This is a genomic window from Rhodopila sp., from assembly GCF_965277165.1.
Lineage (GTDB): Bacteria > Pseudomonadota > Alphaproteobacteria > Acetobacterales > Acetobacteraceae > Rhodopila.
The window spans coordinates 2,134,829-2,161,235 of sequence record NZ_CBDICE010000006.1 but is presented as its reverse complement, the minus strand read 5'-3'; the positions used below and the strand labels follow the sequence as shown (position 1 = coordinate 2,161,235).

Below are 26,407 nucleotides of genomic sequence, written 5' to 3'. Positions count from 1 at the left end.
CGACGTTAATCCCGCCTCGCCAGCAACGACGTCAACGCGCGCGGGTTGGCCACCAGGTCGGCCACCGTGTGCTGATCCAGCACCGCCATGAACGCCGCGACCGCGCGATCCAGCAGGTCCGGCAATAGGCAGCCGGGCTGGATCACGCACTCCGCGCATGGTGCCAGAGCCATCTCCGGTTCGGTGCGGCGGATAATCTCACCGACCCGGATCTCCGAGGCCGGGCGCCCCAGGCGCAACCCGCCATGCTGGCCGCGCAGTGTCAGTACCTCGCCGCTGGCCGCCAATTGCTGCACCACCTTCATCAGATGGTTCGACGAAATCCGGTACGCCGCCGCGATCTCTGCGATGGTAACGAAACGATCCGGATGCAACGCCAGATACATCAAGGTTCGCAGCGTGTAGTCGGAAAAAAGCGTCAGCCGCATCACCCGCGCCCTCTGGCCGCCTAGTATCCGATCGCAGAGAATCGCGAGACGCGGAGCGTCCGCGATTCGCCGCGTGAATCGGATACTCAAACAAGCAGCGACGTATCGCGCTTCACTGATGCGCGATACTAGCCGATCCTACCCCAGCCGAGCCGCGATGTCCGCGATCACCGCCTCGAACATCGGCGTCGTCAGCCGGCCGGTATTCGTGTTCAGCCGCGAGACATGATAGCTGTCCACCAGCATCAGCCGGTCCGGCAGCGCATGTACCGCACCATGGGCGAACGCCACCAGCCCGGCGCGCAGCCCACGCGACCGCAGCACCGCCTTGTGCGACACAACGCCCAAAGCCAGCACCACAAGCAGCCGCGGCATCGCTTCCAGTTCACGGGCCAGGAACAGATTGCATCCCGTGATCTCGGCCGGAGTCGGCAGATTGGCCGGCGGCACGCAGCGCACCGCGTTGGTCACCCGGCAGTCCCGCAGCACCATCCCGTCCGCCGGATCGGCGGCGTAACCACCGGCCGCGAAACCGTATTTGATCAACGTCTGGTACAGCAGCATCCCGGCAAAGTCGCCGGTAAACGGCCGCCCGGTACGGTTTGCCCCGCGCACGCCCGGCGCCAGTCCCACCACCAGAAGCCGACTGTCCAATGGCCCGAAGCTCGGTACCGCACCGTTGAACCACGCCGGATTGGCCGCTCGGTTGGTTTCCCGATATCCGACCAGCCGCGGGCAGAGCGGACAGTCCGCGGCCGGCGCCTGCAAGCCCATCCCGGCCCGCCGGCTCAGGTCACCTCGTGCGGGTCGGCATACGGTTCGGCCGGCGTGCTCCGCGTCCCACTGTTTCGCTGCCGCGGCTCGGTCTGCCGCCGGGTAAACTCAGTCGCGATGTCCGCCAACTCCACGAACGAATCGCACTGCCGGCGCAATTCATCGGCCACCATCGGTGGGCTGCTGCGGATCGAGGACACCACCGACACCCTGACCCCTTTGCGCTGCACCGCCTCGACCAGGCGGCGAAAGTCGGAATCGCCGCTGAACAAAACTACGTGATCAACCTTGTCGGCTAACTCCAGCATGTCCACCGCGATCTCGATGTCCATATTGCCCTTCACCCGGCGCCGCCCAGCCCCGTCGGTGAACTCCTTCGCCGGCTTGGTCACCAGCGCGTAGCCGTTATACGCCAGCCAATCGGTCAGCGGCTTCAGCGGCGAATATTCTTCCGTCTCCAGCACCGCTGAGTAGTAATACGCACGGATCACATTGGCCTTTTTACGGAAGTATTCCAGCAGGTTACGGTAGTCCACGTCGAACCCCAGATTACGCGAGGCGGAGTAAAGATTGGCGCCGTCAATGAAAAGCGCGACACGCTCATTGGGAAGAAAAGCCATCGGCCTAACCTTGTAAAGCGGGTTGCTAATAATTGGGACAAGCGCAAACCGATTGTCCCGGCTAAATCGGCGGACTCGAGAGGAGGTATTACTATATCCAAGAGTCAATTTTGTGAACATCGAAACGGTGTCACAGCCGCCACACCCGAAACGTGCACCGCCCTCATCGCGGTCGGAGCCAACCTTCCACGCAGCGATGGAACACCCGCCCTGCGGACCTGCGAACAGGCCGTCGCGATGCTCGACAGCCTGCCGCGCCTGCGACTTATCGGCCACTCGCGCTGGTTCGAATCGGCACCCGTGCCCCCCTCCGGCCAGCCGCCCTACATCAACGGCGTCGCCTCGCTTCGGTTCGACGCCGGCGACACGCCCGACCCGGCAGCGTTGCTCGCCTGCCTCATGGATATCGAGACAAGCTGCGGGCGCCGGCGCGGCGCACCCAACGCCGCCCGCACCCTCGATCTCGACATCATCGGTATCGGCGATCTGATCCGCGCCGCGCCCGACCCGGTCCTGCCGCACCCCAGGGCCCATCTGCGAGCCTTCGTGCTGGCACCGTTGCTCGACGTGGCACCCGACTGGGTCCATCCCGTGCTCGGGCGTTCCGCCGCCGCCTTGCTTGCCGCCCTACCGCCCCAGGCGATCCGCCCGCTCTGATCGCGGCCCGATCCGCAGCAGCGCCGCAAGCTCCGCTTCATGCTCGTAGGACGGCATCAACCGGTCCAGTAGCGGATCCCTGCGTGCGGCGGGGTGGAAGTAAATCTCGCTCTCGCCATCAGGAAGATTGGCCAACAGCAGCGCCACGCGCTCGGCTGTCATGTGGCCGCTCCAGGCCAGCCCGAAGCAATGCTCGCTGCTCGTCACCCCGGCCATCCGAGCCTGCCGCCGCAGTACGCCAGTCCAACGATACAGCAGCCTCTCACCGACCCCCAGCCTGGTGCCACAGCGAGCCAGCACCGCCGGCGGTTCGGCCGGCACTCGAATCCGGCGTAATCCGAACCCGCCACCGACTCGCAACAGCATCGCCCCGACCGTCGGATGCAGGTGCATGTGCTTGTGCGCATTGGCATGATCCAGCGTCAGCCCGGTCGCGGCAAACGCCGCGAACTGTGCACCAATCTCCGCCTCTAGCTGACGCCTGACCTGGGGTCGGAAGTAATACTTCAGCCCCAGCGCCAACTGATCGGACGGGAACCAACCGGCGCTGTCGACCAGATCCGGGATTTCCGCCGGAGGCAGGGCGGCCGGGCCCTCGATCACCACAAGATGCAGCCCGACTCGCAGCGACGGGTTGGCCCTGGCCCGCCGCACCGCGTCGCCGGCGGCGGCCCCGGCCACCATCAGGCTGGCGGCCTGCAGGGCACCTTCTCGATGCGCCCGCTCGATCCCCTCGTTGACCGCTTCCGATAAGCCGAAATCGTCGGCGCAGAAGCTGACGCTGCTCACCGGAACGATCCGGCGCCGCCCATTCGCCTCAGACCGTCTGGTGCCGCTCCCGCAGGAACTGGAAGAACTCCACCCCCTCGCGCAGCCGCCGCTTCATCATCTGCGGGCTGCGCACCATCTCGCCGACGATGGAAGCGATCTTCGGCGCCCGAAAATAGAACCGCTTATAAAACGTCTCTACGTTGTCGAAGATCTCGGTATGCGACAAATGCTCATAGTGCAGAGGGGCGATCTGCACCCCGCTCTCGTCCACCAGTTCGGCATGGTCCGCGTCCAGCCAGCCATTCTCAACCGCCTGCTTGTACAGCAAGGTCCCGGGATAAGGCGCGGCGAGCGAGACCTGAATGGTGTGCGGATTGATATCCGTGGCAAATCGAATGGTCTCCTCGATCGTGGCCTGGGTCTCCCCCGGCAGGCCCAGGATGAAGGTGCCGTGGATCTTGATCCCAAGGTCATGGCAGTCCTGGGTGAACTTGCGGGCAACCTCGATCCGCATGCCCTTCTTGATGTTGTACAAGATCTGCTGATTACCGCTCTCATAGCCCACCAGAAGCAAACGCAGGCCGTTGTCCTTCAACACCTCCAGCGTCGCCCGCGGCACGTTCGCCTTGGCGTTGCACGACCAGGTGACTCCCATCTTGCCCAATTCGCGCGCGATCGCCTCGGCGCGCGGCAGGTTGTCGGTGAAGGTGTCGTCGTCGAAGAAAAATTCCCTGACCTGCGGGAACCGCACCTTGGCCTGGCGAATTTCCTCGGCAACATGTTCCGGAGAGCGCACCCGGTAGCGATGACCGCCGACGGTCTGCGGCCACAGGCAGAAGCTGCAATGCGATTTGCAGCCGCGGCCGCTGTACAACGACACATACGGGTGCAGCAGGTAGCCGATGAAGTAGTCCTCGATCCGCAGGTCGCGATGATAGACCTCGGTGACGAACGGAAGCTGGTCCATGTCCTCAAGGATCGCCCGATCCTTGTTGTGAACGATGACCCCGGTCGGGTTGCGCCAGGAAATGCCGTCCACCGATGCCCAGTCGCGACCCTCGGCAATCTCCTTGATGGTGAAGTCGAACTCGTTGCGCGCGACGAAATCGATCACCCCGCCCTGGGCCAGGCTTTCCGCCGGCTGTACCGCGACCTTGGCGCCGACGAAGCCGATCTTCAGGCCTGGGTTGGCCACCTTCAGCGCCTCGGCCACCTTAACATCGGACGCGAACGACGGCGTCGAGGTGTGCATCACGCACAATTCGTAATCACCCGCCTGCCGCGCGATCGCCTCCAGCCCGATCCGCGCCGGCGGCGCGTCGATCAGCTTGCTGCCCGGCACCAGCGCCGCCGGCTGAGCCAGCCAGGTCGGGAACCAGAACGACTTGATCTCCCGCTTGGCCTGGTAGCGGGACCCGGCACCACCGTCGAAACCATCGAACGAGGGCGGGTGCAGGAACAGGGTCTTCATCATATCACGCGGATTCCCTCGATCGGCGGCGATCACAGCCGAAGTGTCACGGATTGGTGGGCCGGCGGCGGTGGCGTGTCGGCGTGCAGGCCGTGACCGCGCCAGTGAACCTTGCGGCCACCATAGCTCGCCGCCATCACCGCGACGGAAAATACGTCGCGCAAAGGCAGAAGCCAGATCGGGCAACAAAACGCAACCGCGGCCTGGTCGTTCCCCCCCGACCACGCCTGCCCCGACGACGCCTGCCCCGACCACGCCTGCCCCGACGACCACGCCTGCCTGGTCCTCCATAACGGCGCCAGTGCTCGGTCGACGCTCAGCGCCGCGACGGCCCGCAGCATCCAGGCCAGCAGGAAACAACCCACCGACCAGGCCGCCCCGCCACTCAGCAGCACCGTCAACAGCGCCCAGACCAACGGATACTGGATCACCGAGGCCGCGAAACCCGCCGGTTCCAACGCCCGGATCGTGCGCGCCCAGCGCAACTCATGGCGGAACAGCGCACCAAAGCTGGACTCCGGCACCGTGGTCAGCGCCACCGTGTCGGCCAGCACCACGCTGGACCCAAGGCCATTGATCCGCCGCCCCAGCACGTTGTCGTCGGCCAAATGCTCCACCAGCGCGTGCAGCCCGCCGATGCTTTCCAGATCGCGCCGTCGCAGGCACATCGTCGCGCCAAGGCAATCCTGCCGCCCCAACGCCCGCGCCACCAGCGCACTCGGCAGGAAGCCATGAGTGATCTGCATGGCACCCAACCGGGCGGCCAGACCGATCGCCCGGCCTCCCGCCACCGCCGTATCATCCGTCCTGGGCCGCCGTGCGGCATCGGGGCAGGGGGCCGGTCGCACCCCGGATCCCGACGCCGAACCCCGGGCCACGGCAGCCGGCAATCCGGCGTATAGAGTGGTCACCAAACCCACCCCCGGCCGTTCCAATGCCGCCACCAGCCGGTTCAGGTAGTCCGATCGGACATGCACGTCGGCATCGGCTATCACCAGCACGTCATGACGCGCCGCCGAAATCATGTTGATCAGGTTGCCCACCTTGCGATTACGCCCATGCAAAGTCGGATCGATCACCAAATCGATGTCCAGGCTGGGAAACCGCGCCTGTAGCCGGCGCACCACGCCGATCGCCGAATCGGTCGCATCCTGCACCCCGAACACGATCTGCCAGCTCGGATAATCCTGCCGGCACAACGTGGCCAGCGCCTCGGCCAGCAGCGGCTCATCCCCATGCAGCGGCTTCAGCAAAGTCACCGGCGGCCGGACTATCGGATCGGCTCCTCCGCTCTGGCGCGCGAACGACGTTACCAGCCGGGACCCGACCAACGCCTCGGCCAGGCCAATGCCGGCCAGCACCGCGGCCACCCCAGCCAGCATCGCCATCATCCCCCCAGCGCGCCGCCCGTCCCGCCGGCGGTCAGCAACGGGTCGAGCGCGGGCCGAATCATTGCCCGAATCATTGCCCTGGGCGTTATCATCCTGAAGTGCCGACCTTCGACGACCCGACCTTCGACGATCCGACTTTCGACGATCCGACCTTCGGCGCCGCGATGCCCATCGCCGACAGCGCCGCCGACACGATGTCCTTGGCCGACAGCCCGGCCGCGATCAATTGCTTGGTCTGTGAGTCGTGATCGATGAACCAGTCCGGCATCACCATAGGCCTAATCTTCAACCCGGAATCCAGCAGGCCCTTCCAGGCCAGGTGCTGCATAACCTGGGCGCTAAAGCCGCCAATGGAAGCTTCCTCGATCGTGATCAGGACCTCGTGATTGCGCGCCAACTGTTCGACCAATACGGTGTCTATCGGTTTCGCAAACCGCGCATCGGCGACCGTCGTCGGAAAGCCGCGCGCGGCCAGTTCGTCCGCCGCCTTCAGCGCATCGCCCAGCCGAGTGCCCAGCGACAGGATGGCAATGTTCTTGCCTTCGCGCAGCACCCGACCCTTGCCCAGCGCCAGCACCTCGCCGATCTTGGGCAACGCCACGCCGGTGCCCTCACCGCGCGGATAGCGGAACGCACTGGGCCGATCGCCGATGGTGACCGCGGTCGCCACCACATGCACCAACTCCGCCTCGTCCGACGGCGCCATGATCACCATGTTCGGCAGGCACCCCAGATACGACAGGTCGAAGCTGCCGGCATGGGTCGCGCCGTCAGCACCGACATAGCCCGCCCGGTCCATCGCGAAGCGCACCGGCAGCGATTGCAGCGCGACGTCATGCACGATCTGATCGTAGGCCCGTTGCAGGAAGGTCGAGTAGATCGCGCAGAACGGCTTCATCCCCTCCGTCGCCATTCCGGCGGCAAACGTCACCGCGTGCTGCTCCGCGATCCCCACGTCGAAGCAGCGGTCCGGAAACATCTTGCCGAAGCGGTCCAGCCCGGTGCCCGACGGCATCGCCGCGGTAATCGCCACCACCGTCGGGTCCCGCTTCGCCTCGGCGATCAGCGCCTCGGCGAACACCTTGGTGTAGCCCGGCGGCCCCGGCGGCGCCTTGGCCTGCTCGCCGGTGATCACGTTGAACTTGGACACCCCGTGATACTTGTCCGGCGACCGCTCAGCCGGCTCGTAACCCTTGCCCTTCTGGGTGATCGCATGCACCAGAATCGGCCCGGTCTCCTCGGCCTCACGCACATTGCGCAGCACAGGCAGCAAATGATCGAGGTTATGCCCGTCGATCGGTCCGACGTAGTAGAACCCCATCTCCTCGAACAACGTCCCGCCAGTCAGGATCCCCCTGGCATATTCCTCCGCCCGTCGCGCCGTCCGCTCGATCCCGCGCGGAAACCGCCTGGCCATCCGCCCGGCCAGTTCGCGCAGCGACAGAAAGCTGCGCGACGACATCAGCCGCGACAAATAGGCGCTCATCGCCCCCACCGGCGGGGCAATCGACATGTCGTTATCGTTCAGGATCACGATCAGCCGCGATTTCAGCGCCCCGGCGTTGTTCATCGCCTCATACGCCATGCCCGCGCTCATCGCTCCGTCACCGATGACGCAGATCACGTTGCGGTCGTCCGCCACCGACCGAGCGGCTTCGCCATCCTCGGTCACCGGCGCGCACGCCGCCGATTTCAGGTCGCGCGCCACCGCCATGCCAAGCCCCGCCGAGATCGACGTCGAGGAATGCGCCGCCCCGAACGGGTCGTACTCACTCTCCGATCGCTTGGTGAACCCCGACAGCCCGCCACCCTGACGCAGCGTGCGGATCCGGTCGCGCCGCCCAGTCAGGATCTTGTGCGGATAGGCCTGGTGCCCGACATCCCACAACAACCGATCGCGCGGTGTGTCGAAAATCGCGTGGATCGCCACCGTCAGCTCCACCACTCCAAGCGAAGCGCCAAGATGCCCGCCGGTCACGGACACCGTGTCCACAGTCTCGGCCCGCAGCTCATCGGCCAGTTGCCGCAACTGCTCGATCGAGAAATTGCGCATGTCGGCCGGGTGGCGAACGCGGTCGAGTAACGGCGTGGTGATCGGGCTCATCAATTCTCCTGTTTCTTGCTTAGCTGCGCCTGTTCTTGCCTTGCCGCGCCCCTAGCTGCGTCGCTCGATTACAAAACCCGCCAAGGCCCTCAGGTTCGTGGCTCGGCCGCCGAATTCATCAAGATGCGCCGCTGCCTGCCGGGACAGCATGTCGGCATGGGACCGAGCCAACTCCAAACCCAGAACTGCAACCATGGTTGCCTTGCCCACGGCGGCGTCCTTGCCGGCGGTCTTGCCAAGCTCCGCCGCGTCGCCTTCCACATCCAGAACATCGTCGGCGATCTGGAACGCCGCCCCCAGGTCACGCCCATAGGCCGCCAGCAGATGCCGCTGGGCCGACGTCGCCCGGCCAAGAATTCCGCCGCACTCGGCACTGTATTGGATCAGCCGACCGGTCTTCAGCGCCTGCAATCTAGTCACCGCCGGCGCGTCCAGATCATGCCCTTCGGTTATCATGTCGATCATCTGTCCGCCTGCCATGCCGCGCGCACCGGCCGCGGCACCCAGCGCCGACACCAGTTCGCAACGAGCCTGAGGATCGGAGTGAGTGTCCGGCTCCGCCAAAATCTCGAACGCGCGACACTGCAACGCGTCGCCGGCCAAGATTGCGGTCGCGTCATCGAACGCCCTATGTGTGCTCGGCTTGCCACGCCGCAAGTCGTCATCGTCCATCGCCGGCAGGTCGTCATGCACCAGCGAATAGGCGTGCAGCATCTCCACCGAGGCCGCGACTCGGGCGGCGCAGGTCTCGTTCACACCGAACAGCGCGGCGGTTTCCATCACCAGGAACGCCCGCAACCGCTTGCCGCCACCCAACGCGGCATACCGCATCGCCTCGGCCAGGCGTCCCTCGGCGCCCTCCACCGGCGGCAACAGGACATCCAGCGCCTGCTCCACGGTGGCCGCGACGCGCGCCATCTCGCGCGGTAGATCGATCAATGCCATGGAACTATCAGACGCCACACGCAGCCTCGCGACCGGGGCCCCGCCGGACGGGAGCCGATTTTTTTGCCGATAACACGTCAGACGACGTTGCGCATGCCGACCCGCGCGCGATCCTTGCCGTTGTTGCCAATTTGCCACGCCGTTGTGTTCAGCCCCGTCATCCGCCCCCCGGCCCGCCAACCGGGCCGCTCGGCCGGTGCGAGACCGCCCAGGCGAGCCCATGCGCCACGCGGCCGGTTCGCGCCGCCCGGCCATCGTCGGGGTTTGGCGGCGTTGCAGCCCAACGACCGACCTGCCATATCCCGGGCCGGCCAAGCCCCGCGTCGGTCAATCAATGTCGCGCCGACCCGGTGCCACCTACGGAGAGTAGCTGAATGATCCGCGTCGTCCTTGCCCAGCCCCGTGGCTTCTGTGCCGGGGTGGAACGGGCTATCGAAATCGTCGAACGCGCGCTGAAAAAATACGGCCCGCCGATCTATGTCCGTCACGAGATCGTGCACAATCGCCACGTGGTGGAGGATCTGCGCACCCGCGGCGCCGTGTTCGTCGACGAACTCGACGAAATCCCGCCCGGCTCGATGACTGTGTTCTCCGCCCACGGCGTTGCCAAGCGAGTCGAGGCCGCAGCCGCCGAACGCGGCCTGCCGGTGATCGACGCGACCTGCCCACTGGTCGCCAAGGTGCACAATGAAGGTCGCCGCTACGCCCGCCAGGACCGCGAACTCGTGCTCGTGGGACATGCCGGCCATGCCGAGGTCGAGGGAACCATCGGCCAGGTGCCCGCCAAAGTACACTTGGTTCAGACCGTAGAGGACGTAGCCCTGCTCAACGTCAAGGATCCCGACAAGCTGGCCTACATCACCCAGACGACCCTGTCGGTGGACGACACCCGCGGCATCATTCAGGCCTTGTCGGCGCGGTTTCCCACCATCGTCGGTCCGGACGTGCGCGATATCTGCTACGCCACCCAGAACCGCCAGCAGGCGGTCCGCGACCTGGCCCATTGCGTCGACATGATCCTCGTGGTCGGCTCGTGCAATTCCTCCAATTCCAACCGCCTGCGCGAAATCGGCCAGGAACTTGGCAAACCTTCCTACCTGATCGACGATGCCGACGCCCTGCAAGCCGAGTGGTTCAAGGACATCACCTCGGTCGGCGTCACCGCCGGCGCCTCCGCCCCGGAGACCTTGGTGCAGGGCGTGCTGGACGGCCTGCGCCGGTTCGGCACCATCGAAGTGTCCACCCAAGGGGGCGTCGCCGAGGATGTCCGGTTCCGCTTCCCCGCCGAACTTGAACTTGATCGCGCTGAGCAAAACGCGCGGAGCGCGTGAATCATGCGAACAAACAGAACAAACAGCTGGTGTCGCAGGGTTGGGGTTTCGCCAATGTGGCGAACGTCAGCCTTGCGACATCAGCGGACGCATAAGGAAACCAGCAGACCATGACCGTTCCCCTGAACCAGGCCCTGCGCGTCGGCGCCTATGTCGTCAAACAACATCTGATCGGTCGCAAGCGCTATCCGCTGGTGCTGATGCTGGAGCCGCTGTTCCGCTGCAACCTGGCCTGCGCCGGCTGTGGCAAGATCGACTACCCGCCCGAGATCCTCAACCAGCGCCTTTCGGTCGATGATTGCATGCAGGCGGTCGAAGAATGCGGTGCCCCGGTGGTGGTGATCGCCGGTGGCGAGCCGCTGCTGCACAAGGAAATTGACCAGATCGTGCAAGGCGCGATCGCGCGCCGCAAGTTCGTCATCGTCTGCACCAACGCGCTTCTGCTGGAAAAGAAGATGGACCTGTTCCAGCCATCGAAATGGTTCTCCTGGTCGGTGCATCTCGATGGCGGGCGCACCGAGCACGACATCTCGGTCTGCCAGGACGGGGTCTACGACCGCGCCGTCGCCGCGATCGCCGAATCCAAGCGCCGCGGCTTCCGCACCATCATCAACGCGACGCTGTTCAACAACGCCGAACCCGCCAAGGTCGCCGCGTTCTTCGACGACGTCATGGACATGGGAGTGGACGGCATCTCGGTGTCCCCCGGCTATGCTTACGAACGCGCCCCCGATCAGCAGCACTTCCTCAACCGCGCCAAGACCAAGGAACTGTTTCGCGGCATCTTCCGCCGCCAGGGCCAGGGGCACGGGAAGGGGCAGGGGAGCGCGCGCAAGAAGTGGTCGTTCAACCAGTCGTCGATGTTCCTCGACTTCCTGGCCGGCAACCAGACCTTCCACTGCACGCCCTGGGGCAACCCGACCCGCACCTATTTCGGCTGGCAGCGGCCCTGCTACCTGCTCGGTGAAGGCTACGCCAAGACCTTCAAGGAACTGATGCAAACCACCGACTGGGACAAGTATGGCACCGGCAACTACGAGAAATGCGCCGACTGCATGGTGCATTCCGGATACGAGGCCAGCGCGGTCGCCGAAACTGTGCGCAAGCCCTGGCGCGCCGCGGCGCAGGCCATGCGCGGCATCCGCACCGAAGGGCCGATGGCGCCCGATGTCTCGATGGCAAAACAGCGCCCCGCCGAATACGTCTTCAGCCGCCATGTCGAAACGGCCGTTAAACGTATCCGCGCCGGCAAGAAGCCTACCGAGGAAGTCGCCGACGCCGCCGACTGAAAGCCGCTAACCCCAAAGCGCCACCCCACGCGCCCGTCCTGGCGCCGGCCAGCTATTCGGCCGTCATTTAGCGAATTGTTAACCAATATCGGCTAGGTTGTCGCTCGGCGTCCTCACCGGGCTTACGACCAACGTGTTCGCAAAGTAGCCTCAGAACGATTTCAGCGCTCGATTACAGCAAAGCAATTCGATCCAGATGATTTCAGACGAACCGGATGAGGACGCCGAGAACCTCGACGACGAGACCCTGCTGCGGACCTACCTCGGCGTCACGCCGAACCGCCCGACGGGAGAAATTGCCACCGAACTGCCCGACTGGCCACAACGACGCCAGAGCGACCTTCGCTTGAACCTTGATGCCGAAACCGTCGCCTGGTTCAAGGCCAGACATGCCGACTGGCAATCGGCGATGGCCAGCGTCCTGCGAGCCTGGGTGGCGGTGCAAATGCGGGAGCAGTCGCCCGCGGAAACCGTGAAGCCTGGGTGAAGCCTGTCAGCCCTTGCGCGCGCGTCGCATCAGAGATCCCCGGCAGCTCGGGGTAGTCACTCTAGGGAGTTCCTATGACCTGCGCGTCGGTTTTGGCGTTAAATTGAGTCAGCCAAATAAGACGCCCCAGTAGGTCAGGCCGCCGGGCGCCGATTGGGCCTCCCGGCACCGATGAGACGCTTATTGACCTCGCCCTGCGTCCACTCCCCCTTGCCGATCAACGGGCGCTTCCCTTCAGCCTCGAACTGACGACCCACCGAATCAATGGCGCTTTGCTACCGCAGACCTTGATGCGATAAAATTCGCATCCCGCGAAACGTGTTCTTGCTCAACTTGAAGGCCTGTTCGTCAAAATTTTCGCGACAAATCCAGGTTATGAAGTCAGGGTAGCCGCTGGCTAATTGAACACTTCTGTCAGCAGACCCCGAGAATAAACATTCATTGCGGTTTCCTGTTGACTGGGTCTTCCCCAATATGGAAGTTTGACCTGGTCACGATTTCTGCAGCCACGCTTTCGCACAGTGGCAACCATACTCTGATCAAAACAACACCGCTTGGCGCCCGAATACCGGCGTCGCACTCACCTAACCCGGCGATCGAATCATTGAGTGATCGAACCAGAAGGCCAATCTATTCCATTACTATATAATAACAAAATCGGAGACCTCCATGAACGCCCCTCAAACCGATCTCCACTACGCACCGAATGGCAACTTCAATGGAACGACCTACTCGCCTGCTAGTGTCGGGTTCAACCTGGCCGACGTCGGGGAAACTTATCAATTGAACGAACTTCCAGCCGGCGTCAAAGGACTCGTTTGGCTAGGCACAACCAGCGGCGCGACCAGTTCGTTCATGAGCGCCGTCAACCAATATATTGGCAATCCGAAAGTTTACGGCTTCTATCTGGCCGATGAGCCTGGGCCCAACGTAAGCGCAGCCAACCTCAAAGCCGAATCAGATTACATTCATTCGGTCGATCCGGGTGCCAAGACATTCATGGTGCTGGAGAACAACGGTTCGGCGCTGACGCCATCTTTCGCCTTCAATCCCGCCAACACCGACATCGATCTATTTGGTCTGGACCCTTATCCGGTTCGACCCGAATTCAATGGCGCAAACTATAATACCATTGGTGCCGCAGTGCAGGCGGTCGAAGCAGAGGGCGTGCCTCAAGCCGATATCGTGCCAGTCTATCAGGCATTTGGCGGAGGTGGATACTCGTCCTGGACCCTGCCGACCACCGCCCAGGAGCAAACAATCCTCTCGACATGGGGACAATATATACCAAGCCCCGCTTTCGATTTCGCGTACAGTTGGGGCGTTCAGGATGGTGATACCGCATTGTCCAGCGACCCCGCGCTCCAGCAGGTGTTCGCCGCTCACAACGCCTCGTCACCACCGCCACCGCCACCGCCCCAGACCGCGGCCGCTCTAACCGCCGCGGATAGCCACGGCACCAGTGCTCGGGTCCCGATCATCAGTTCGGGCTCGTCCACAACAACCATCGGCACCGGGGTCGTATCTCAAACCGTGTCCGCCGGGATCGATAGCGTTACGTCCACAGCGATCTCATCAGAGACTCTGCAACTAGGTTCGGGCTCTACGAATATGCACTTCATCAACCCGACCGCGCTCACTGTTAGCGGCGCGACCGGGCCTGCCTCCATTACGGTCGATTCAGGAACCAATACATTCACCGCCGGCCCTGGCGCATTGACCCTGAATCTGGGATCGGGAGCGGATTCGCTGGTGTACCACGCCGGTGACGGCCTGCTGACGGCCAGCAACTTCTCCAGAAGATTCGACACTCTGACAGTGGATAAGTCGTTGCAAGGATCGTTTCACCAAGCCTCGGATGGCAACGCTGGAACCAAGTTGACATTCGGCACCCAAGCGCAGGGGATCGATTTGATCGGTGTATCGCACATTGCGGAATCAAGAATACATTTTGTCTGACGGTGATACTCCACCGCACCTACCATGAAGCTGGCCTCGACCATTGCCGAAAATCACGTTTGACCGGACGCTTGTGGCATCCGCCGGCACGGTCGCTGCACAAACGCACAAATGTTTTGAAACCATCCTTTGCTGCGATACCGGTGTCCGCCGCATATTGCAGCGGTGGACCTCCCCGGAATGTCTAGCGCGCGGCTCGCTTGCCGTTGCCGGCCGAGGCGCGCGAAGCCCGCGCACCCGCGACCGCCTGGCCGACGGACTCGGCGCCAGCGCGGGCCTGCATGAACGCCTTCAGCACCTCGTTGATCCGCGTCTGGTAGCCCGCCCCGAATCCGCGGAAGAAACGCAGCACGTCCGCGTCCAACCGCAAGCTGACCGCCAGCTTTGGCTCCCGCACGTCAAACACCAGGTCGGTCGCCCAACCCGCACGCTGCGTATCGCCAGCCGCCCGCCCAGTCGCCTTCGTCGGTTCAACGCGCGTCCGAGCCTTGCCCGCCTGCGCTCGGCGCGGCTTGGGATGTCCGTTTGCGCTACGGTTTGCCTTGGCCATCTTATTCCTCCCATCATATCGACCTGGTTGGATCCAGAGCGATCAAACCCATCGGGTAAGTTCAACTCGATTATGTACACGCCTGTCGCTACGGTCAAGCCGTCATTGAACGCGGCCGTGTCTTCCCAGCAACGGTCCAATCGCGTCCCTCAGATCAGCAATTCGATCAGGAACGGCCCTGACCGCTTCAGCGAATGCGTCAAAAGATCGGCGAAACCCTCGACCGTGTCGGTGCTCGCCGCCTCCACCCCCATCGACCCGGCCAGCGCCGGCCAATTGATATCGGGATTGCCGATATCCATCATATCGAGCGCGGTTCGACCCGGATTGGCACCCACATTGGCCAGCTCACCCAGCAGGATCTGGTATTTCCGATTCGACAGCAGAACCGTGGTGACGTCGAGCTTCTCCCGCGCCTGAGTCCATAGCGCCTGCATCGTATACATCGCCGACCCGTCCGCCTGCAGATTGATCACGCGCCGGCCCGGCGCGCCGATCGCCGCACCGGTCGCCATCGGCATCCCGCCGCCAATCGCGCCCCCGGTCACGTTCAACCAGTCATGCGGCGGCGCGCCCTTGGTGGCGGCAAGGAAATCGCGCCCGAACGTCACCGATTCGTCGGCGATCACCGCATGCTCCGGCATCAGCGCCCCAAGCGCGGCGGCCACCGCCCCGGGCGTCAGCGCCCCGCGCCCGACCTCGGGCCGGCCGCCATTGTCCGGCGCCGCGGCACGGCCACAGCCCAGCGCGTCGGCCAGCCGCGCCAGCGCTTCGACACCGTCCTGTTCCGGACGCGACAGAACCTGGATCTCGGCCTCGCCGGGCACCGAGCTCTGCACCTTCCCCGGATAGGCAAAAAAAGTAATCGGCTTGCGCGATCCCGCCAGGATCAGTTGCTTGGTCCCCGCCATCGCCTTGACCGCCAGATCGACGACATAGGGCACCCGCTCCACCGCCAGCCGGCCCTGGCCGTGCGCCATCCGCGCATTCGACCCCTGCGCCATCACCCGGCACCCGGTAGCGGCCTGGATCCGATGCGCCAGCGCCAACCCATCCTCGTGCAGCCCGACCCCGCCCAGCAGCAGCACCACCCCCGCGCCGCCGCGCCGCAACACGTTGGCCGCCTGCTCGATCTGCTGCGGCGCCGCCGCCGGCGCGGCCAGCCGGGGCAGCGCCTCGGCCACCACGCCGCCGTCGTTCCAAGAGCTGTCAGACGGCAGGATCAGCGTCGCGATCTGCCCCGGCGCGATCATCGAGACCTGCACCGCCGCCGCCGCATCGGCCCCCACCGAACCGGCATCCATCGAGGTCCGCACCCAGCCCGACACGCCACGCGCCCAGCCCTCTGTGTCCGCCGTCAACGGCGGATCCAGCGGCCGGTGATAGGTCGCCTGATCGCCGACGATATTGACAATCGGCGTGGCGGCGCGTCTGGCATTGTGCAGGTTGGCCAACCCGTTGCCGAGGCCCGGACCGCAGTGCAGCAGCGTCGCCGCCGGCTTGCCCGCCATTCGGGCATAGCCGTCCGCCGCCCCAGTCACCACCCCCTCGAACAGGCCAAGCACGCAGTGCATGCCAGGCACCCGGTCCAGTGCCGCGACGAAATGCATCTCCGACGTGCCTGGGTTGGAAAAACACGTCGTCACGCCACTTTTCAGCAGCGAATGCACCAAGCTCTCGGCGCCGTTCATCCAGAGCTCTCCCTCGGTCAAGGCTCGGGCATCGAGCACCGGCCGCAGCAAACCCGGACCTGTACTCGTTTTGTCATATCTTGACCAGAGCGACAGATGGCCGCCGTGGATACGCCGCGTCACCGCTAACCGCGTCCCCACCGGCGCGCACTGGAATCTACGAATTGGCCCTGCTACGTCAGCCCGGCTCGAACAAGGAGACCGCCGTGAAAACCTTCGCCCTGCTCGCCACGCTGTCGCTGGCGGCAACTCCGGCCTTTGCGCAGACGCCCGCCCAAACGCCCGCGCCAAGCCAAACGCCGGCCCCCGCAACCCGTGCCCCGTCATCCGGCACAGCCAGGCCCGCCAGCAAGGAATCCCAGGTTGACCAGCGGATCACCCAGATGCACCGCCGCCTGAAGATCACTCCCCAGCAGGAACCCGCATGGAAGGCCTTTGCCCAGACGATGCGTGATAACGCAACCTCGACCGACCAGGCCTACAAGGACCGGCGCGCATCCATCGCCACCATGTCGGCGGAACAGAACATGCAGAACTTCGCCCAGATCGTGCAGGCCCGCGCGCAGGGCGTGCAAAACCTGTCGGTCTCGTTCCAGACCTTGTACGACGCCATGTCGGACTCCCAGAAGCAAGCCGCCGACAACCTGTTCCGCCACTATGCCGATCGCGCCGAGGCCCGCAAGCAAGCTCCAAAATAGCCATCACCCGATAGTATCCGATTGCAGAGAGGCCTGAGGCGCGAAGCGGCCGCGATTTGGCGCGTGAATCGAATACTCAAACAAACAGCGACGTATCGCACTTCCCCGCCGCGCGATACTCGGGTCCCCGGGCGCCACCCGCTAAAACCTGATCAGCGGAAACCTGATCAGTAGATATCCCGCAAATAACGTCCCTGACGGGCCAGCGCGACGATCCAGTCGCGCGCCTGGTCGGCGCTCAGCTTGCCCTCGGTCGAAGCGATCCGCCGCAACGCCGCATCGACGTCGCGCGCCATCCGCATGGCGTCGCCACAGACATAGAAATGCGCGCCATCCTGCAGCCAGCGCCACAGATCCGCCGCCTGCTCGATCATCCGATTCTGCACGTACACCTTGTCGCCCTGATCGCGTGAAAACGCCAGGTCCAGCCGGCTCAACGTGCCGTCCGCCAGCCAGCCCTGCAGCGCCGGGCCATACAGGAAATCCGTCCGCCTGTGCTGATCCCCGAAGAACAGCCAGGACCGCCCGCGCACGCCTCCCACCGCGCGATCCGCCAGGAACGCCCTGAACGGCGCGATACCGGTGCCCGGCCCGACCATGATGATCGGCGTGCGCGGATCAGCCGGCAACCGGAAGTGACTCTCCTGCACGCTGGCCAGGATCGGCCCCGCCGCGATCGCGTGCCGCCCCAGGAACCCGCTGCCCACCCCGTGCCGCACCCGCCCGCGCCGCACGTCCCGCACCACGCTGACGCACAGATGCACCTCGCCTTCATGCGCCCGCGGCGACGAGGCGATCGAATACAGCCGCCGCCGCAGCATCGGCAGCGACCGTACCAGGTCCGCAAGCTTCGGGCGCGCCGAGGGAAACGCCTCTAGCAGGTCAAGCAGGTCAGGACAGTCCGGCTCCGCGTCGTCCTCGCCATCCACCAGCCGGCGCAGTGCCGCGGCATGGCCTGGATAGGTCGCCGCCCCGGCCAGCAGATCGAAGGTCCGGTCCAGCGGGCGAGCAATATCGGCAACCCCAAGCGCCTCACGCAAGCCTCGCTCGATGCCGTCGATGCCGACCACGCGTTCCTCCCCGCTCGCCCCCAGCGCGGCAATGGAGTCGGCAACCAGCATCGGATCGCTGCGCACCGCCAGATTGAGCGAATCCCCCGGCAGGTAACTCAACCCCGAACCGGCCAGATCGATCACCACATGCCGCACATCCTTGGCCGAGTCCGGCTCGGTCAGCGGATCAGCCGACAGCACGCGGACCGCGACGCCCTCGGGGTCCGCCTTGGCCGCCCCCGCCGCAGCGCCCGCGATGGCTGCCCCAGAGGCGGCGGAACTGGCGCCGGCAGCCACCACCGGCGCCTCGGCCAGCAACTGCTTCACCTTCCTCGCGGTCGGCTTGGCGCCGGGCACGCACAGCGTCGTGGTGGTCTCCCGGCCCTCGGCCAAGGCTTCGGCATAGGTCTGGCACAGATAGCCACACTGGCCGCAATCCAACTGTGCCATCGCCGCCATCAGCCGGCGCTTGATCGGCCTGCCGTCGGCCAAACCCAGCCGCTCGTCCATCTCCAGCGCCGGATCGTGCCAGGGAAACTCCTCCTCGGGTGGTTCCGTCACCGGCGCGGCCGCATCGCCGGTGCCGCCGCCGTACAGCCCAGCCAGGAAGCCGTTCAGCCACGCGCGTTGCGCCTCCGAGAACGGCGCATTCTCCGGGATCAGCGGCAGCGGCGGACTGATCGCGTTCACCCGCCCGCCACCGCACTCCGGCCTGCCGCAAGCCCAGCCGTCACGCGGCTTCCGCCTTCAGAGTCTCAGCAATCGCCCGCAATTCGTCGTCGCCACGAGCCCCCGACCAGGCCTGGAAACTCTCCCCGACGGCCCGCGTCGCCATCCAGGCGTCAAGCAGCGCCAGCACCATCGCCGGCAAGTCCTCGAACGCCACACCCGGACGGATCAGCCGCCCGATCGCCTGCTGCGGCCCGGCGCTGCCGCCGACATGCAGATCGTAGCCCTCGATCATCTCCCCATCCTGATCGCCCTCATCCTGAGCGCCCTCAAGACCGCCCCCGCCAGCCCCGACCTTGGCGGTCTCGACCTTGGCGGCAAGCAGCCCGATATCGGCGATGTAGTGCTGGGCACAGGAATTCGGACACCCGGTCAGGTGGATATTGATCGGGCTGTCCAGCGCCAGCCGAGCCTCCAGGTAATCCACCAGCACCGAGGCGTGCCGTTTGGTGTCGCTGGCGGCGAACTTGCACCCGACATTGCCGGTGCAGGCCACCAGCCCGGCGCGCAGGCTCGATGCATGGGTGGACAGTCCCAGCGCCTCGATCGCCGCCACCGCCGCATCCACGTCGGCCTCGGCGACATTGGGGATCAGCAGGTTCTGCCAGACCGTAAGGCGCAGTTCCGCCGACCCGAAACGTTCCGCGATCGCCGCCAGCCCCCGCATCCGCTCGCCGCTGATCCGCCCGACCGGGAACACCACGCCGATATAGTGCAGCCCGGGTTGTTTCTGTGGGTGGACGCCGACATGCCCCAACCGGTCCTGCGCCGAACCGGGCAGGATCGCCGCAGCATCCACCCGGCGAAGCGTCTGGCCCAGCTCCGCCTCGACCCGCCCCAGGAACGCCTCCAGCCCGATCCGGTCCAGCACGTATTTCAGTCGCGCCTTGTGCCGGTCGGTGCGATCGCCCTCGGCGATGAACACCCGCAACACCGCATTCGCCACCGGGATCGTCGCCTCCGGCTCGACCAGCACGCCGGTATCGCGGGCAAAGTCGCGATGCCCGGTGATGCCGCCCAGATCGAGCCGCCAATACACCCCGCCAGGCACCCCGAACCCCTCGGCCACCCGCACCGCGGTGAACCCGACATCGTTGGTGTCCTGCAGCACCGCCACTCGCCCGCCGCCATCGAAGGCGATGTTGAACTTGCGTGGCAGTCCATAAAGCTCGGGATGATGCAGGATGAAGTGATGCAACGCACGCGCCTGCGGGCGGGTGTCGATCAGTTCCCCCGGGTCGATCCCGGCGGTCGGGCTGCCGGTGATGTTGCGGATATTGTCGGCCCCCGACCCGCGCGACGTCAGGCCGATCTCGGCCAGCCGCATCAGCACCTCGGGCGGCCCCTCGGCGCCGATCTCGCGCAACTGCAGATTGGCCCGCGTGGTGATGTCGGCGTACCCGCCGGCCAGGTCCTCGGCAATCTGCGCAACGCCGCGCAGCTGTGCCGCGGTGATGATACCGCCCACGATCCGCAATCGGCACATGAAGCCGTTCTGTGCCGGAGCCACCTGGAACAGCCCGAAATACTTGGTCAGGAATACATCGGTCCCTTTGGGAAACTGCCCCGCCCTGGCCAGTTCCGTAACCTCATCGAAACGGCCCAGCGGCGGCTTGTTGCGCTTCGCTTGTTCCTCGGCGACCAGCTTGCCGCCGCCGGCCACGCAGCGATCTTGCGCCGCGCGCTGCAGGTCGTTCGGATCAGCTCCGCCGCCGCCGCCGCCGGCCGGACCGACCGGCAGCCCGAACGCCGCGCGCCGCGCTTCCACCCCGGTCATGAAACCCTTCAGGTATTCCTGCTGCTCGACGGAAAATCCCGTTGCCTCGCCCGACATCGGCTCAGCCTTCGGCGGATTGCGCCACAACCGCGGCGCGTCCGGCGGTCTTGGGTACAAACGTGGCGAACAGCGCCAGCGCGACAAAGCCAAACCCGCCCACCAGGTTGCCGATCGTCACCGGGATCAGGTTCCACAGCACCCAGTCCGAGACCGATACCTTGGCGCCCATCATCATGCCGGCGGGAATGACGAACATGTTGACGACCGTATGCTCGAACCCTTGCGCGAAAAACACCAGGATCGGCATCCAAGCCGCCGCGATCCGCCCGATCACCGAGCTCGAGCACAGCCCCATCACCACGCCCATGCAGACCATCCAGTTGCACAGCATCGCCTTGACGAACACGGTCAGCATGCCGGCCGCCCCGAACTTCGCGTAGCCGATGGTCTTCGCCTCAGCGACCTGGCGCAGCCGTAGGGCGACGCCGGCCGGAGCGATCTGCCAGGCATCGGTCGCGGCAATCACGAACAGCACGCCGTAGACCACGCTGCCGATCAGGTTGCCCAGCAGCACCCATGACCAATTCGACAGCATTTGCCCCGGTTTTGCCCGCCCCGCCATCACCGCCATCGGCAGCAGCGCGAAGCTGCCGGTGACCAATTCCAGCCCCAGCAGCACGATCATGACGAAACCCACCGGGAAGATCAGCGCGCCCACCAGCAACTGCCCGGTCTGCACCGCCGCCCCCAGCGCCATACTGGTGGCGATGCCCAGCAAACCGCCCGAGAGCGCGCCCCGGATCAGCAGATCGCCCACCCCAAGCTCCGCTTTCAGCGCGCCGGCCGCAATCATGGCGTCGACGACAGCGGCGGGTTTCAAAGCATCCATGCCGGCCTCTCTTGGCGGTCTCGTGCCCGGCAAACAGCAAAATTCGTGCCGCTGGAAGCCACGGCTTGCCGATCGAAGCGGCTGAAACCGGCCCCCCACATGCCAAACCTGGTGCCGAACCTGGTATCCCGCGACCGGATCTGCTGATAGACTCGGCCTTTGGTCAGGGTGTCGCGAACCTTGGTCCGGCAGCCAGGGGGCGGTGATGCGAGCGATCTTTGTGCAGATCAAATGCGAAATGGGGCAGGCATACCGTACCGCGCAGGCCGCTGCCGACACGATCGCCGAGATGTCGGAGCTGTTCTCCACGTCCGGACAATACGACCTGCTCGGAAAATTTTACCTCGACGCAGACCAGGACACCGGGCTGTTCGTGACCCAGAGGATCCAGACGCTGCCTGGGGTGAGGGACACCTACACTTTGATCACGTTCAACGCATTCGGCGGCGCGAAGAGCCGTTAGCGGCGCCAAAGGCCTGTAGCGGATTACTATCTCCTTACCCCGGCTGGGACCGGCGCAGCGCCTCGGCTTCGGGTGAAAGATTGAAAACCAATTCAGCCTCTCCCCGATGGTTTGTTACTGACAAGTAAGCGACCAGGCCCCGGCGGGCCGACGACCCAGCCGGGCGAGCCCACCACGACAAATTCCACAACCTGCTCCGCGGCGCGGCCAAAAATCACCTCCCCCGCTCACCGATCAGGTGATCCTCCAATGTACCAGCAAGCAGCGGCGGCATCGCGGGGCACCGCAACCTGCGGCACGATCCGCCACCTCCGGTCCACTGACCCCAGGTTCACCGCCGGCCCCTCAAACTCCCTCCTCCGTAACCTCCTCCTCCACCTCCAGCCGCCCCCGCCGTCGGCGCCCGATCGCCAGTTCGGTCACCACCCCGTGTAGCGTGCGCAACTCCTGCTCCGTCACCTCGCCGCGCTGGAACAGGTGGCGCAGGTTGCGCACCATCCCCGGCCGCTTCGCCACATTCCGCAGGAACCCGCAAGCGTCCAACTGGTCCACCAGATGCGCCAGGAAATTGTCCAGCCGCCCCTTCGTCGCTACCGCGGTCTCGTTGGTCATCAGCCGGCGCGGTGGCGTTGCGTCGGCCGCCATCCACCACTCGTACGCCATCACCATCACCGCCTGCGCCAGGTTCAGCGACAGGAACGCCGGGTTCAGCGGAAACCGCACCAGCGCGTCCGCCGCCGCCATGTCGTCGTTGTCCAGCCCGGCGCGCTCCGGTCCGAACAACACCCCGGCGCGCAACCCCCGCACCGCGACCTCGCGCAGTTCCGCCGCCGCCCCCCTGGCGGTCAGCACCGGCTTGACGATATGGCGCGGGCGGGGGCAGGTGGCCAGCACGCGATGTAGGTCGGCAGTCGCCTCGGCCACGCTTGGATGCACCGTCGCCGCATCCAGGACTCGGTCCGCGCCCGAGGCCGTGCGCCACGCGGCCTGTTGCGGCCACCCGTCGCGCGGAGCAACCAGCCGCAGATGAAACAGCCCGCCATTCGCCATCGCCCGGGCGCAGGCACCGACATTGTCGGCCAGTTGCGGCCGCACCAGGATCACCACCGGGCTGTTGCCGATCGGCGCCAGATCGGCCCCCCCATCGCGCCCCGTCATCGGCCGCGCCCCGTCATCAGTCGGCGCGCCGCCATGTGGTGCCCTTCGCGCCGTCCTCCAGCACGATGCCCTTGGCCGCCAGCTCGGCGCGGATCGCATCGGCCCGCACCCAATCCCGAGCCTTGCGTGCATCGAGGCGTTCAGCAATGGCTGCTTTGATGGCGGCGGCTTCAATGGCCGGCGAGTTACCGGAACTGGTGACGATCGTGAAGGTGGCCCCCGCTGTGGGCGCTCCGTCGCCGACAGTGATCTCGCGGCCGAACCAAGCGTCAGGCGTTTGCTGCAACAGCCCCAGCACCGCGCCCGAGGCCCGCAATCCCGACCCCGCAACAACGTCGCCGGCCATCGCCGCATCCGCCAAGGCATGCATCGCCGACAGTGCTAACGGCGTGTTCAGGTCGTCGCACAACGCTTCCAAAACCGGCGGCGGGACGGCAGCGCAAGCCGCCGCGCCACCGGACCCGCCGGACCGCGGGGCAGGGGACTCGGTACCGCGACCCGCATCCGCGCCCCAGCCGTCAACCCGCTCCAACGCGCGATAGAAACGATCCAGCTCGCGCCTCGCCTCGGCCAGGCCCTGATCGGAAAAATCCAGCACCGAGCGGTAATGCGTGCGCAGCAGCAAAAGCCGAATCACCTCGCCCCGCGCATTGCCCAGAATGTCGCGCACGGTGAAGAAATTGCCCACGCTCTTGGCCATCTTCTCGCCGCTCAGCTGCAGCATGCCGTTGTGCATCCAGTAACGCGCGAAATGACTGCCGGGGAATGCGCACAAGCTCTGCGCCATCTCGTTCTCATGGTGCGGAAAGATCAGATCGCTGCCGCCGCCATGAATGTCGAAGCTCTCACCCAGGTATTTCCACGACATTGCGCTGCACTCGATATGCCAACCCGGCCGACCACGCCCCCATGGCGACTCCCAGCCCGGCAGCTCGTCCGAGGACGGCTTCCACAACACGAAATCACCCGCATCACGCTTGTACGGCGCCACATCCACCCTGGCCCCGGCCACCAGCTCGTCCGGGCTGCGTCCCGACAGCCTGCCATAGCTGGGATCGGACGCCACCGCGAACAGCACATGCCCCTCGGCCGCATAGGCATGACCGGACTCGATCAGTCGCTGGATGATCATGATCATCTCGCCAACATGCGCCGTCGCCCTGGGCTCATGATCCGGCTCCAGCGCCCCGAGCGCCGCCATGTCGGCATGGAAATCCGCCGTGGTGCGCGCGGTGATCGCACTGATCGCCTCGCCGGTCCGCCGCGCCCGGGCGTTGATCTTGTCGTCCACGTCGGTGATGTTGCGGACATACGTCACATGTGGATACAGCAGCCGCAGCAGCCTGACCGCGACATCATACACCACCACCGCCCTGGCATTGCCCAGATGCACCAGGTCGTACACCGTCGGGCCACAGACATAGATCCGCACGTTGGCCGGATCGGCCGGTTCAAACCGCTCTTTGCGACGCGTCAGGCTGTTGTGCAGATAAAACTCGGGCATTGGCGGGTCCATCATCGATACTGGCTTGGATCGACGCTGGCTTTGTCCGCGAAAGCCACCGCCAACGCAACGCGATTTGGCACCGGCGCCAATCGACTCCGCAGCCCACCGACCCAAATGAGACCATTTCGCCATGCCCGCAACCGACAAGCCCGCCGAACCATCCCGCGCGCCGCCCCCGCAGCCGCCCACAAAACCGCCCCCCGAACCGCTCCAGGCACCGCTCCAGGAACCGCTTCGGGGGGCGCCCCGCGCCCACCCCCGAACAGATCCCTCGACCCGCCCGCTAACCCAAACCCCTTTGGGCCGCTTCCTCACCGTGTTCGGCTCCGGTCTCGTTGTCATGCTGGCCGACAGCGAAGTGGGCAGCGTCATCACCGCCGGCCAGAGCGGCGTGCGCTGGGGCTACCGCCTGCTCGCGCTGCAACTGCTGCTGGTGCCGATCCTCTACATGGCGCAGGAACTCACCGTGCGCCTGGCGATCTTCACCGGCCGCGGCCACGGCGAGCTGATCCGCGACACCTTCGGCCCGCTCTGCGCCTGGGTCGCCGCGCTCGCCCTGACCATCGCCAGCGCGGGCGCGCTGCTGACCGAGTTCTCTGGCGTCGCCGGCGTCGGCCAGCTTTACGGGCTGCCCCGCTTCGCCTCGCTGCCGATCGCCGCCATCGCCCTGCTGGCTGTCACCTTCACCGGCACATACCGCCGCGCGGAATTGTTCGCCATCGCCGTCGGCCTGTTCGAACTGGCGTTCTTTTTCGTGGCCTGGGCAGCGCACCCCAACGGCGCCGCGCTGTTGGCGGGCGCGATCGATATCCCGCTCCGAGACCCCGACTACCGCTACCTGGCGGCAGCCAACATCGGCTCCGTCATCATGCCCTGGATGGTGTTCTACCAGCAGTCCGCGATTGCACAAAAACGGCTCGGTCCCCAGCACCTGGCCGCCGCCCGCTGGGATACCGCGATCGGAGCGCTGCTGACCCAGGCGATCATGGCCGCGGTGCTGATCGCATGCGCCGCCACCATCGGCCGCGCCGACGCCCACCCGACCCTGTCCAGCGTCGGCCAGATGGCCCAGGCGCTGACCCCGGTCCTGGGCACGCGGGTCGGCAACCTGGTGTTCGGACTCGGCGTACTGGGCGCCGCCATGGTGGCCGCGATCGTGGTCTCACTGGCCTTCGCCTGGGGCCTCAATGAGGTCATCGGCAACCGCCCCTCGGCCGCCGCCGACCCGCTGAAAACGCATTGGTTCCGCGTCACCTACGCACTCTGCGTCATCGCCGGAGCACTGTTCGTGGCCCTCTGGCCCAACCTTGTGTCGCTCAACGTCGCGGTGCAGGTGGTGAACGCCCTGATGCTGCCGCTGGTGCTTGGCTTCCTGATCGCGCTGGCGATCAAGGCACTGCCCGAGGCTCACCGGCTGCGCGGACCTTATCTTTGCCTCATCGTCATAATCGCCGCGGTGACCTGCGCGCTCGGACTGGTCGGCGGCCTGTCGGGGGCAAGCCCGCTGTAACGCTGATAAGTCCCCAGGCCCGGGGGTCGTAGCGGTCCGCCATGGCGACCCGCCGGGTCGAATCGATGGCCTGGTTATTGCGTGCAAGTAGCTTAACGTCGCTGCTTGCCTGGCTGCTCTCAAATTCCGCCACTACATGGCCAATGACCCGTGGAG

Annotated in this window: 23 protein-coding genes; 8 read left to right on the top strand and 15 right to left on the bottom strand. The window is 65.6% G+C overall.

Features of this window, described 5'->3' with window-relative positions:
* Positions 1–5 precede the first annotated feature (5 nt).
* The 3 genes from ACQY4Y_RS22140 to ACQY4Y_RS22130 form a co-directional block, all read right to left on the bottom strand.
* The gene (locus ACQY4Y_RS22140) at positions 6–428 is read right to left on the bottom strand and encodes an Rrf2 family transcriptional regulator (RefSeq protein ID WP_428492732.1); all 423 of its coding nucleotides are present in this window, start codon (positions 426–428) and stop codon (positions 6–8) included.
* Positions 429–566: 138 nt separating this feature from the next.
* Positions 567–1,202, bottom strand: coding sequence for a uracil-DNA glycosylase (locus ACQY4Y_RS22135; RefSeq protein WP_428492731.1), 636 nt, complete (start codon positions 1,200–1,202; stop codon positions 567–569).
* Between the two features lie 14 nt (positions 1,203–1,216).
* A complete protein-coding gene (locus ACQY4Y_RS22130) occupies positions 1,217–1,822 on the bottom strand; it encodes an NYN domain-containing protein (protein ID WP_428492730.1) in 606 nt (201 codons plus the stop codon).
* A 165-nt stretch (positions 1,823–1,987) separates the two neighbouring features.
* On the opposite strand from ACQY4Y_RS22130, the gene folK reads away from it, so the two are divergent.
* Complete coding sequence (folK, locus tag ACQY4Y_RS22125; protein ID WP_428493696.1) at positions 1,988–2,479, top strand: 2-amino-4-hydroxy-6-hydroxymethyldihydropteridine diphosphokinase; 492 nt, start codon at positions 1,988–1,990, stop codon at positions 2,477–2,479.
* Here the strand turns inward: folK and hpnK are convergent.
* The 5 genes from hpnK to ACQY4Y_RS22100 form a co-directional block, all read right to left on the bottom strand.
* Positions 2,450–3,268: a hopanoid biosynthesis-associated protein HpnK gene (hpnK, locus tag ACQY4Y_RS22120; protein WP_428492729.1), complete on the bottom strand. Its 819-nt coding sequence runs from the start codon at positions 3,266–3,268 to the stop codon at positions 2,450–2,452. The two genes, folK and hpnK, sit on opposite strands and share 30 nt — an antisense overlap.
* Positions 3,269–3,296: 28 nt before the next feature.
* Positions 3,297–4,724: a hopanoid biosynthesis associated radical SAM protein HpnJ gene (hpnJ, locus tag ACQY4Y_RS22115; protein ID WP_428492728.1), complete on the bottom strand. Its 1,428-nt coding sequence runs from the start codon at positions 4,722–4,724 to the stop codon at positions 3,297–3,299.
* A 29-nt stretch (positions 4,725–4,753) separates the two neighbouring features.
* Positions 4,754–6,103, bottom strand: a complete 1,350-nt coding sequence (locus tag ACQY4Y_RS22110) for a glycosyltransferase (protein WP_428492727.1) — start codon at positions 6,101–6,103, stop codon at positions 4,754–4,756.
* Positions 6,104–6,200: 97 nt separating this feature from the next.
* Entirely contained in the window at positions 6,201–8,216 is a 2,016-nt protein-coding gene (dxs, locus tag ACQY4Y_RS22105) for a 1-deoxy-D-xylulose-5-phosphate synthase (RefSeq protein WP_428492726.1), read from the bottom strand.
* 51 nt (positions 8,217–8,267) lie between these two features.
* Entirely contained in the window at positions 8,268–9,161 is an 894-nt protein-coding gene (locus ACQY4Y_RS22100; protein WP_428492725.1) for a polyprenyl synthetase family protein, read from the bottom strand.
* 374 nt (positions 9,162–9,535) lie between these two features.
* Between ACQY4Y_RS22100 and ispH the strand changes: the two genes are divergently transcribed.
* The 4 genes from ispH (at position 9,536) to ACQY4Y_RS22080 (ending at position 14,227) form a co-directional block, all read left to right on the top strand.
* Positions 9,536–10,492 carry a 4-hydroxy-3-methylbut-2-enyl diphosphate reductase gene (gene ispH / locus ACQY4Y_RS22095; protein WP_428492724.1) on the top strand — a complete coding sequence of 319 codons (957 nt, stop codon included), beginning with the start codon at positions 9,536–9,538 and terminating at the stop codon, positions 10,490–10,492.
* A gap of 110 nt (positions 10,493–10,602) precedes the next feature.
* The gene (gene hpnH, locus ACQY4Y_RS22090; protein ID WP_428492723.1) at positions 10,603–11,781 is read left to right on the top strand and encodes an adenosyl-hopene transferase HpnH; all 1,179 of its coding nucleotides are present in this window, start codon (positions 10,603–10,605) and stop codon (positions 11,779–11,781) included.
* Between the two features lie 196 nt (positions 11,782–11,977).
* The gene (locus ACQY4Y_RS22085) at positions 11,978–12,268 is read left to right on the top strand and encodes a BrnA antitoxin family protein (RefSeq protein WP_428492722.1); all 291 of its coding nucleotides are present in this window, start codon (positions 11,978–11,980) and stop codon (positions 12,266–12,268) included.
* Between the two features lie 669 nt (positions 12,269–12,937).
* Positions 12,938–14,227, top strand: a complete 1,290-nt coding sequence (locus ACQY4Y_RS22080) for a hypothetical protein (protein ID WP_428492721.1) — start codon at positions 12,938–12,940, stop codon at positions 14,225–14,227.
* A gap of 184 nt (positions 14,228–14,411) precedes the next feature.
* On the opposite strand, the gene ACQY4Y_RS22075 is transcribed toward ACQY4Y_RS22080, so the two are convergent.
* Together ACQY4Y_RS22075 and ACQY4Y_RS22070 are read right to left on the bottom strand one after the other, a co-directional pair.
* The gene (locus ACQY4Y_RS22075) at positions 14,412–14,777 is read right to left on the bottom strand and encodes a BrnA antitoxin family protein (protein WP_428492720.1); all 366 of its coding nucleotides are present in this window, start codon (positions 14,775–14,777) and stop codon (positions 14,412–14,414) included.
* Between the two features lie 149 nt (positions 14,778–14,926).
* Positions 14,927–16,468, bottom strand: coding sequence for an acetolactate synthase large subunit (locus ACQY4Y_RS22070; RefSeq protein WP_428492719.1), 1,542 nt, complete (start codon positions 16,466–16,468; stop codon positions 14,927–14,929).
* Between the two features lie 206 nt (positions 16,469–16,674).
* Here ACQY4Y_RS22070 and ACQY4Y_RS22065 point away from each other — a divergent pair, with 206 nt between their 5' ends.
* Entirely contained in the window at positions 16,675–17,166 is a 492-nt protein-coding gene (locus ACQY4Y_RS22065) for a Spy/CpxP family protein refolding chaperone (protein ID WP_428492718.1), read from the top strand.
* A gap of 167 nt (positions 17,167–17,333) precedes the next feature.
* Here the strand turns inward: ACQY4Y_RS22065 and ACQY4Y_RS22060 are convergent, their stop codons facing one another.
* The 3 genes from ACQY4Y_RS22060 to ACQY4Y_RS22050 are packed head-to-tail and all read right to left on the bottom strand — an operon-like array spanning position 17,334 to position 21,613.
* On the bottom strand, positions 17,334–18,908 hold the full coding sequence (locus ACQY4Y_RS22060) for a sulfite reductase subunit alpha (protein WP_428492717.1): 1,575 nt from the start codon (positions 18,906–18,908) through the stop codon (positions 17,334–17,336).
* 40 nt (positions 18,909–18,948) lie between these two features.
* On the bottom strand, positions 18,949–20,781 hold the full coding sequence (locus ACQY4Y_RS22055; protein WP_428492716.1) for a NirA family protein: 1,833 nt from the start codon (positions 20,779–20,781) through the stop codon (positions 18,949–18,951).
* 4 nt (positions 20,782–20,785) lie between these two features.
* Positions 20,786–21,613, bottom strand: coding sequence for a formate/nitrite transporter family protein (locus ACQY4Y_RS22050; protein WP_428492715.1), 828 nt, complete (start codon positions 21,611–21,613; stop codon positions 20,786–20,788).
* 205 nt (positions 21,614–21,818) lie between these two features.
* Here ACQY4Y_RS22050 and ACQY4Y_RS22045 point away from each other — a divergent pair, with 205 nt between their 5' ends.
* Entirely contained in the window at positions 21,819–22,076 is a 258-nt protein-coding gene (locus ACQY4Y_RS22045) for an Lrp/AsnC ligand binding domain-containing protein (RefSeq protein WP_428492714.1), read from the top strand.
* Between the two features lie 345 nt (positions 22,077–22,421).
* Here the strand turns inward: ACQY4Y_RS22045 and ACQY4Y_RS22040 are convergent, their stop codons facing one another.
* Together ACQY4Y_RS22040 and cysS are read right to left on the bottom strand one after the other, a co-directional pair.
* A complete protein-coding gene (locus tag ACQY4Y_RS22040; protein ID WP_428492713.1) occupies positions 22,422–23,234 on the bottom strand; it encodes an RNA methyltransferase in 813 nt (270 codons plus the stop codon).
* A 16-nt stretch (positions 23,235–23,250) separates the two neighbouring features.
* Positions 23,251–24,738: a cysteine--tRNA ligase gene (gene cysS, locus ACQY4Y_RS22035; RefSeq protein ID WP_428492712.1), complete on the bottom strand. Its 1,488-nt coding sequence runs from the start codon at positions 24,736–24,738 to the stop codon at positions 23,251–23,253.
* A gap of 133 nt (positions 24,739–24,871) precedes the next feature.
* Between cysS and ACQY4Y_RS22030 the strand changes: the two genes are divergently transcribed.
* Complete coding sequence (locus ACQY4Y_RS22030; RefSeq protein ID WP_428492711.1) at positions 24,872–26,251, top strand: NRAMP family divalent metal transporter; 1,380 nt, start codon at positions 24,872–24,874, stop codon at positions 26,249–26,251.
* The last annotated feature ends 156 nt before the right edge of the window (positions 26,252–26,407 follow it).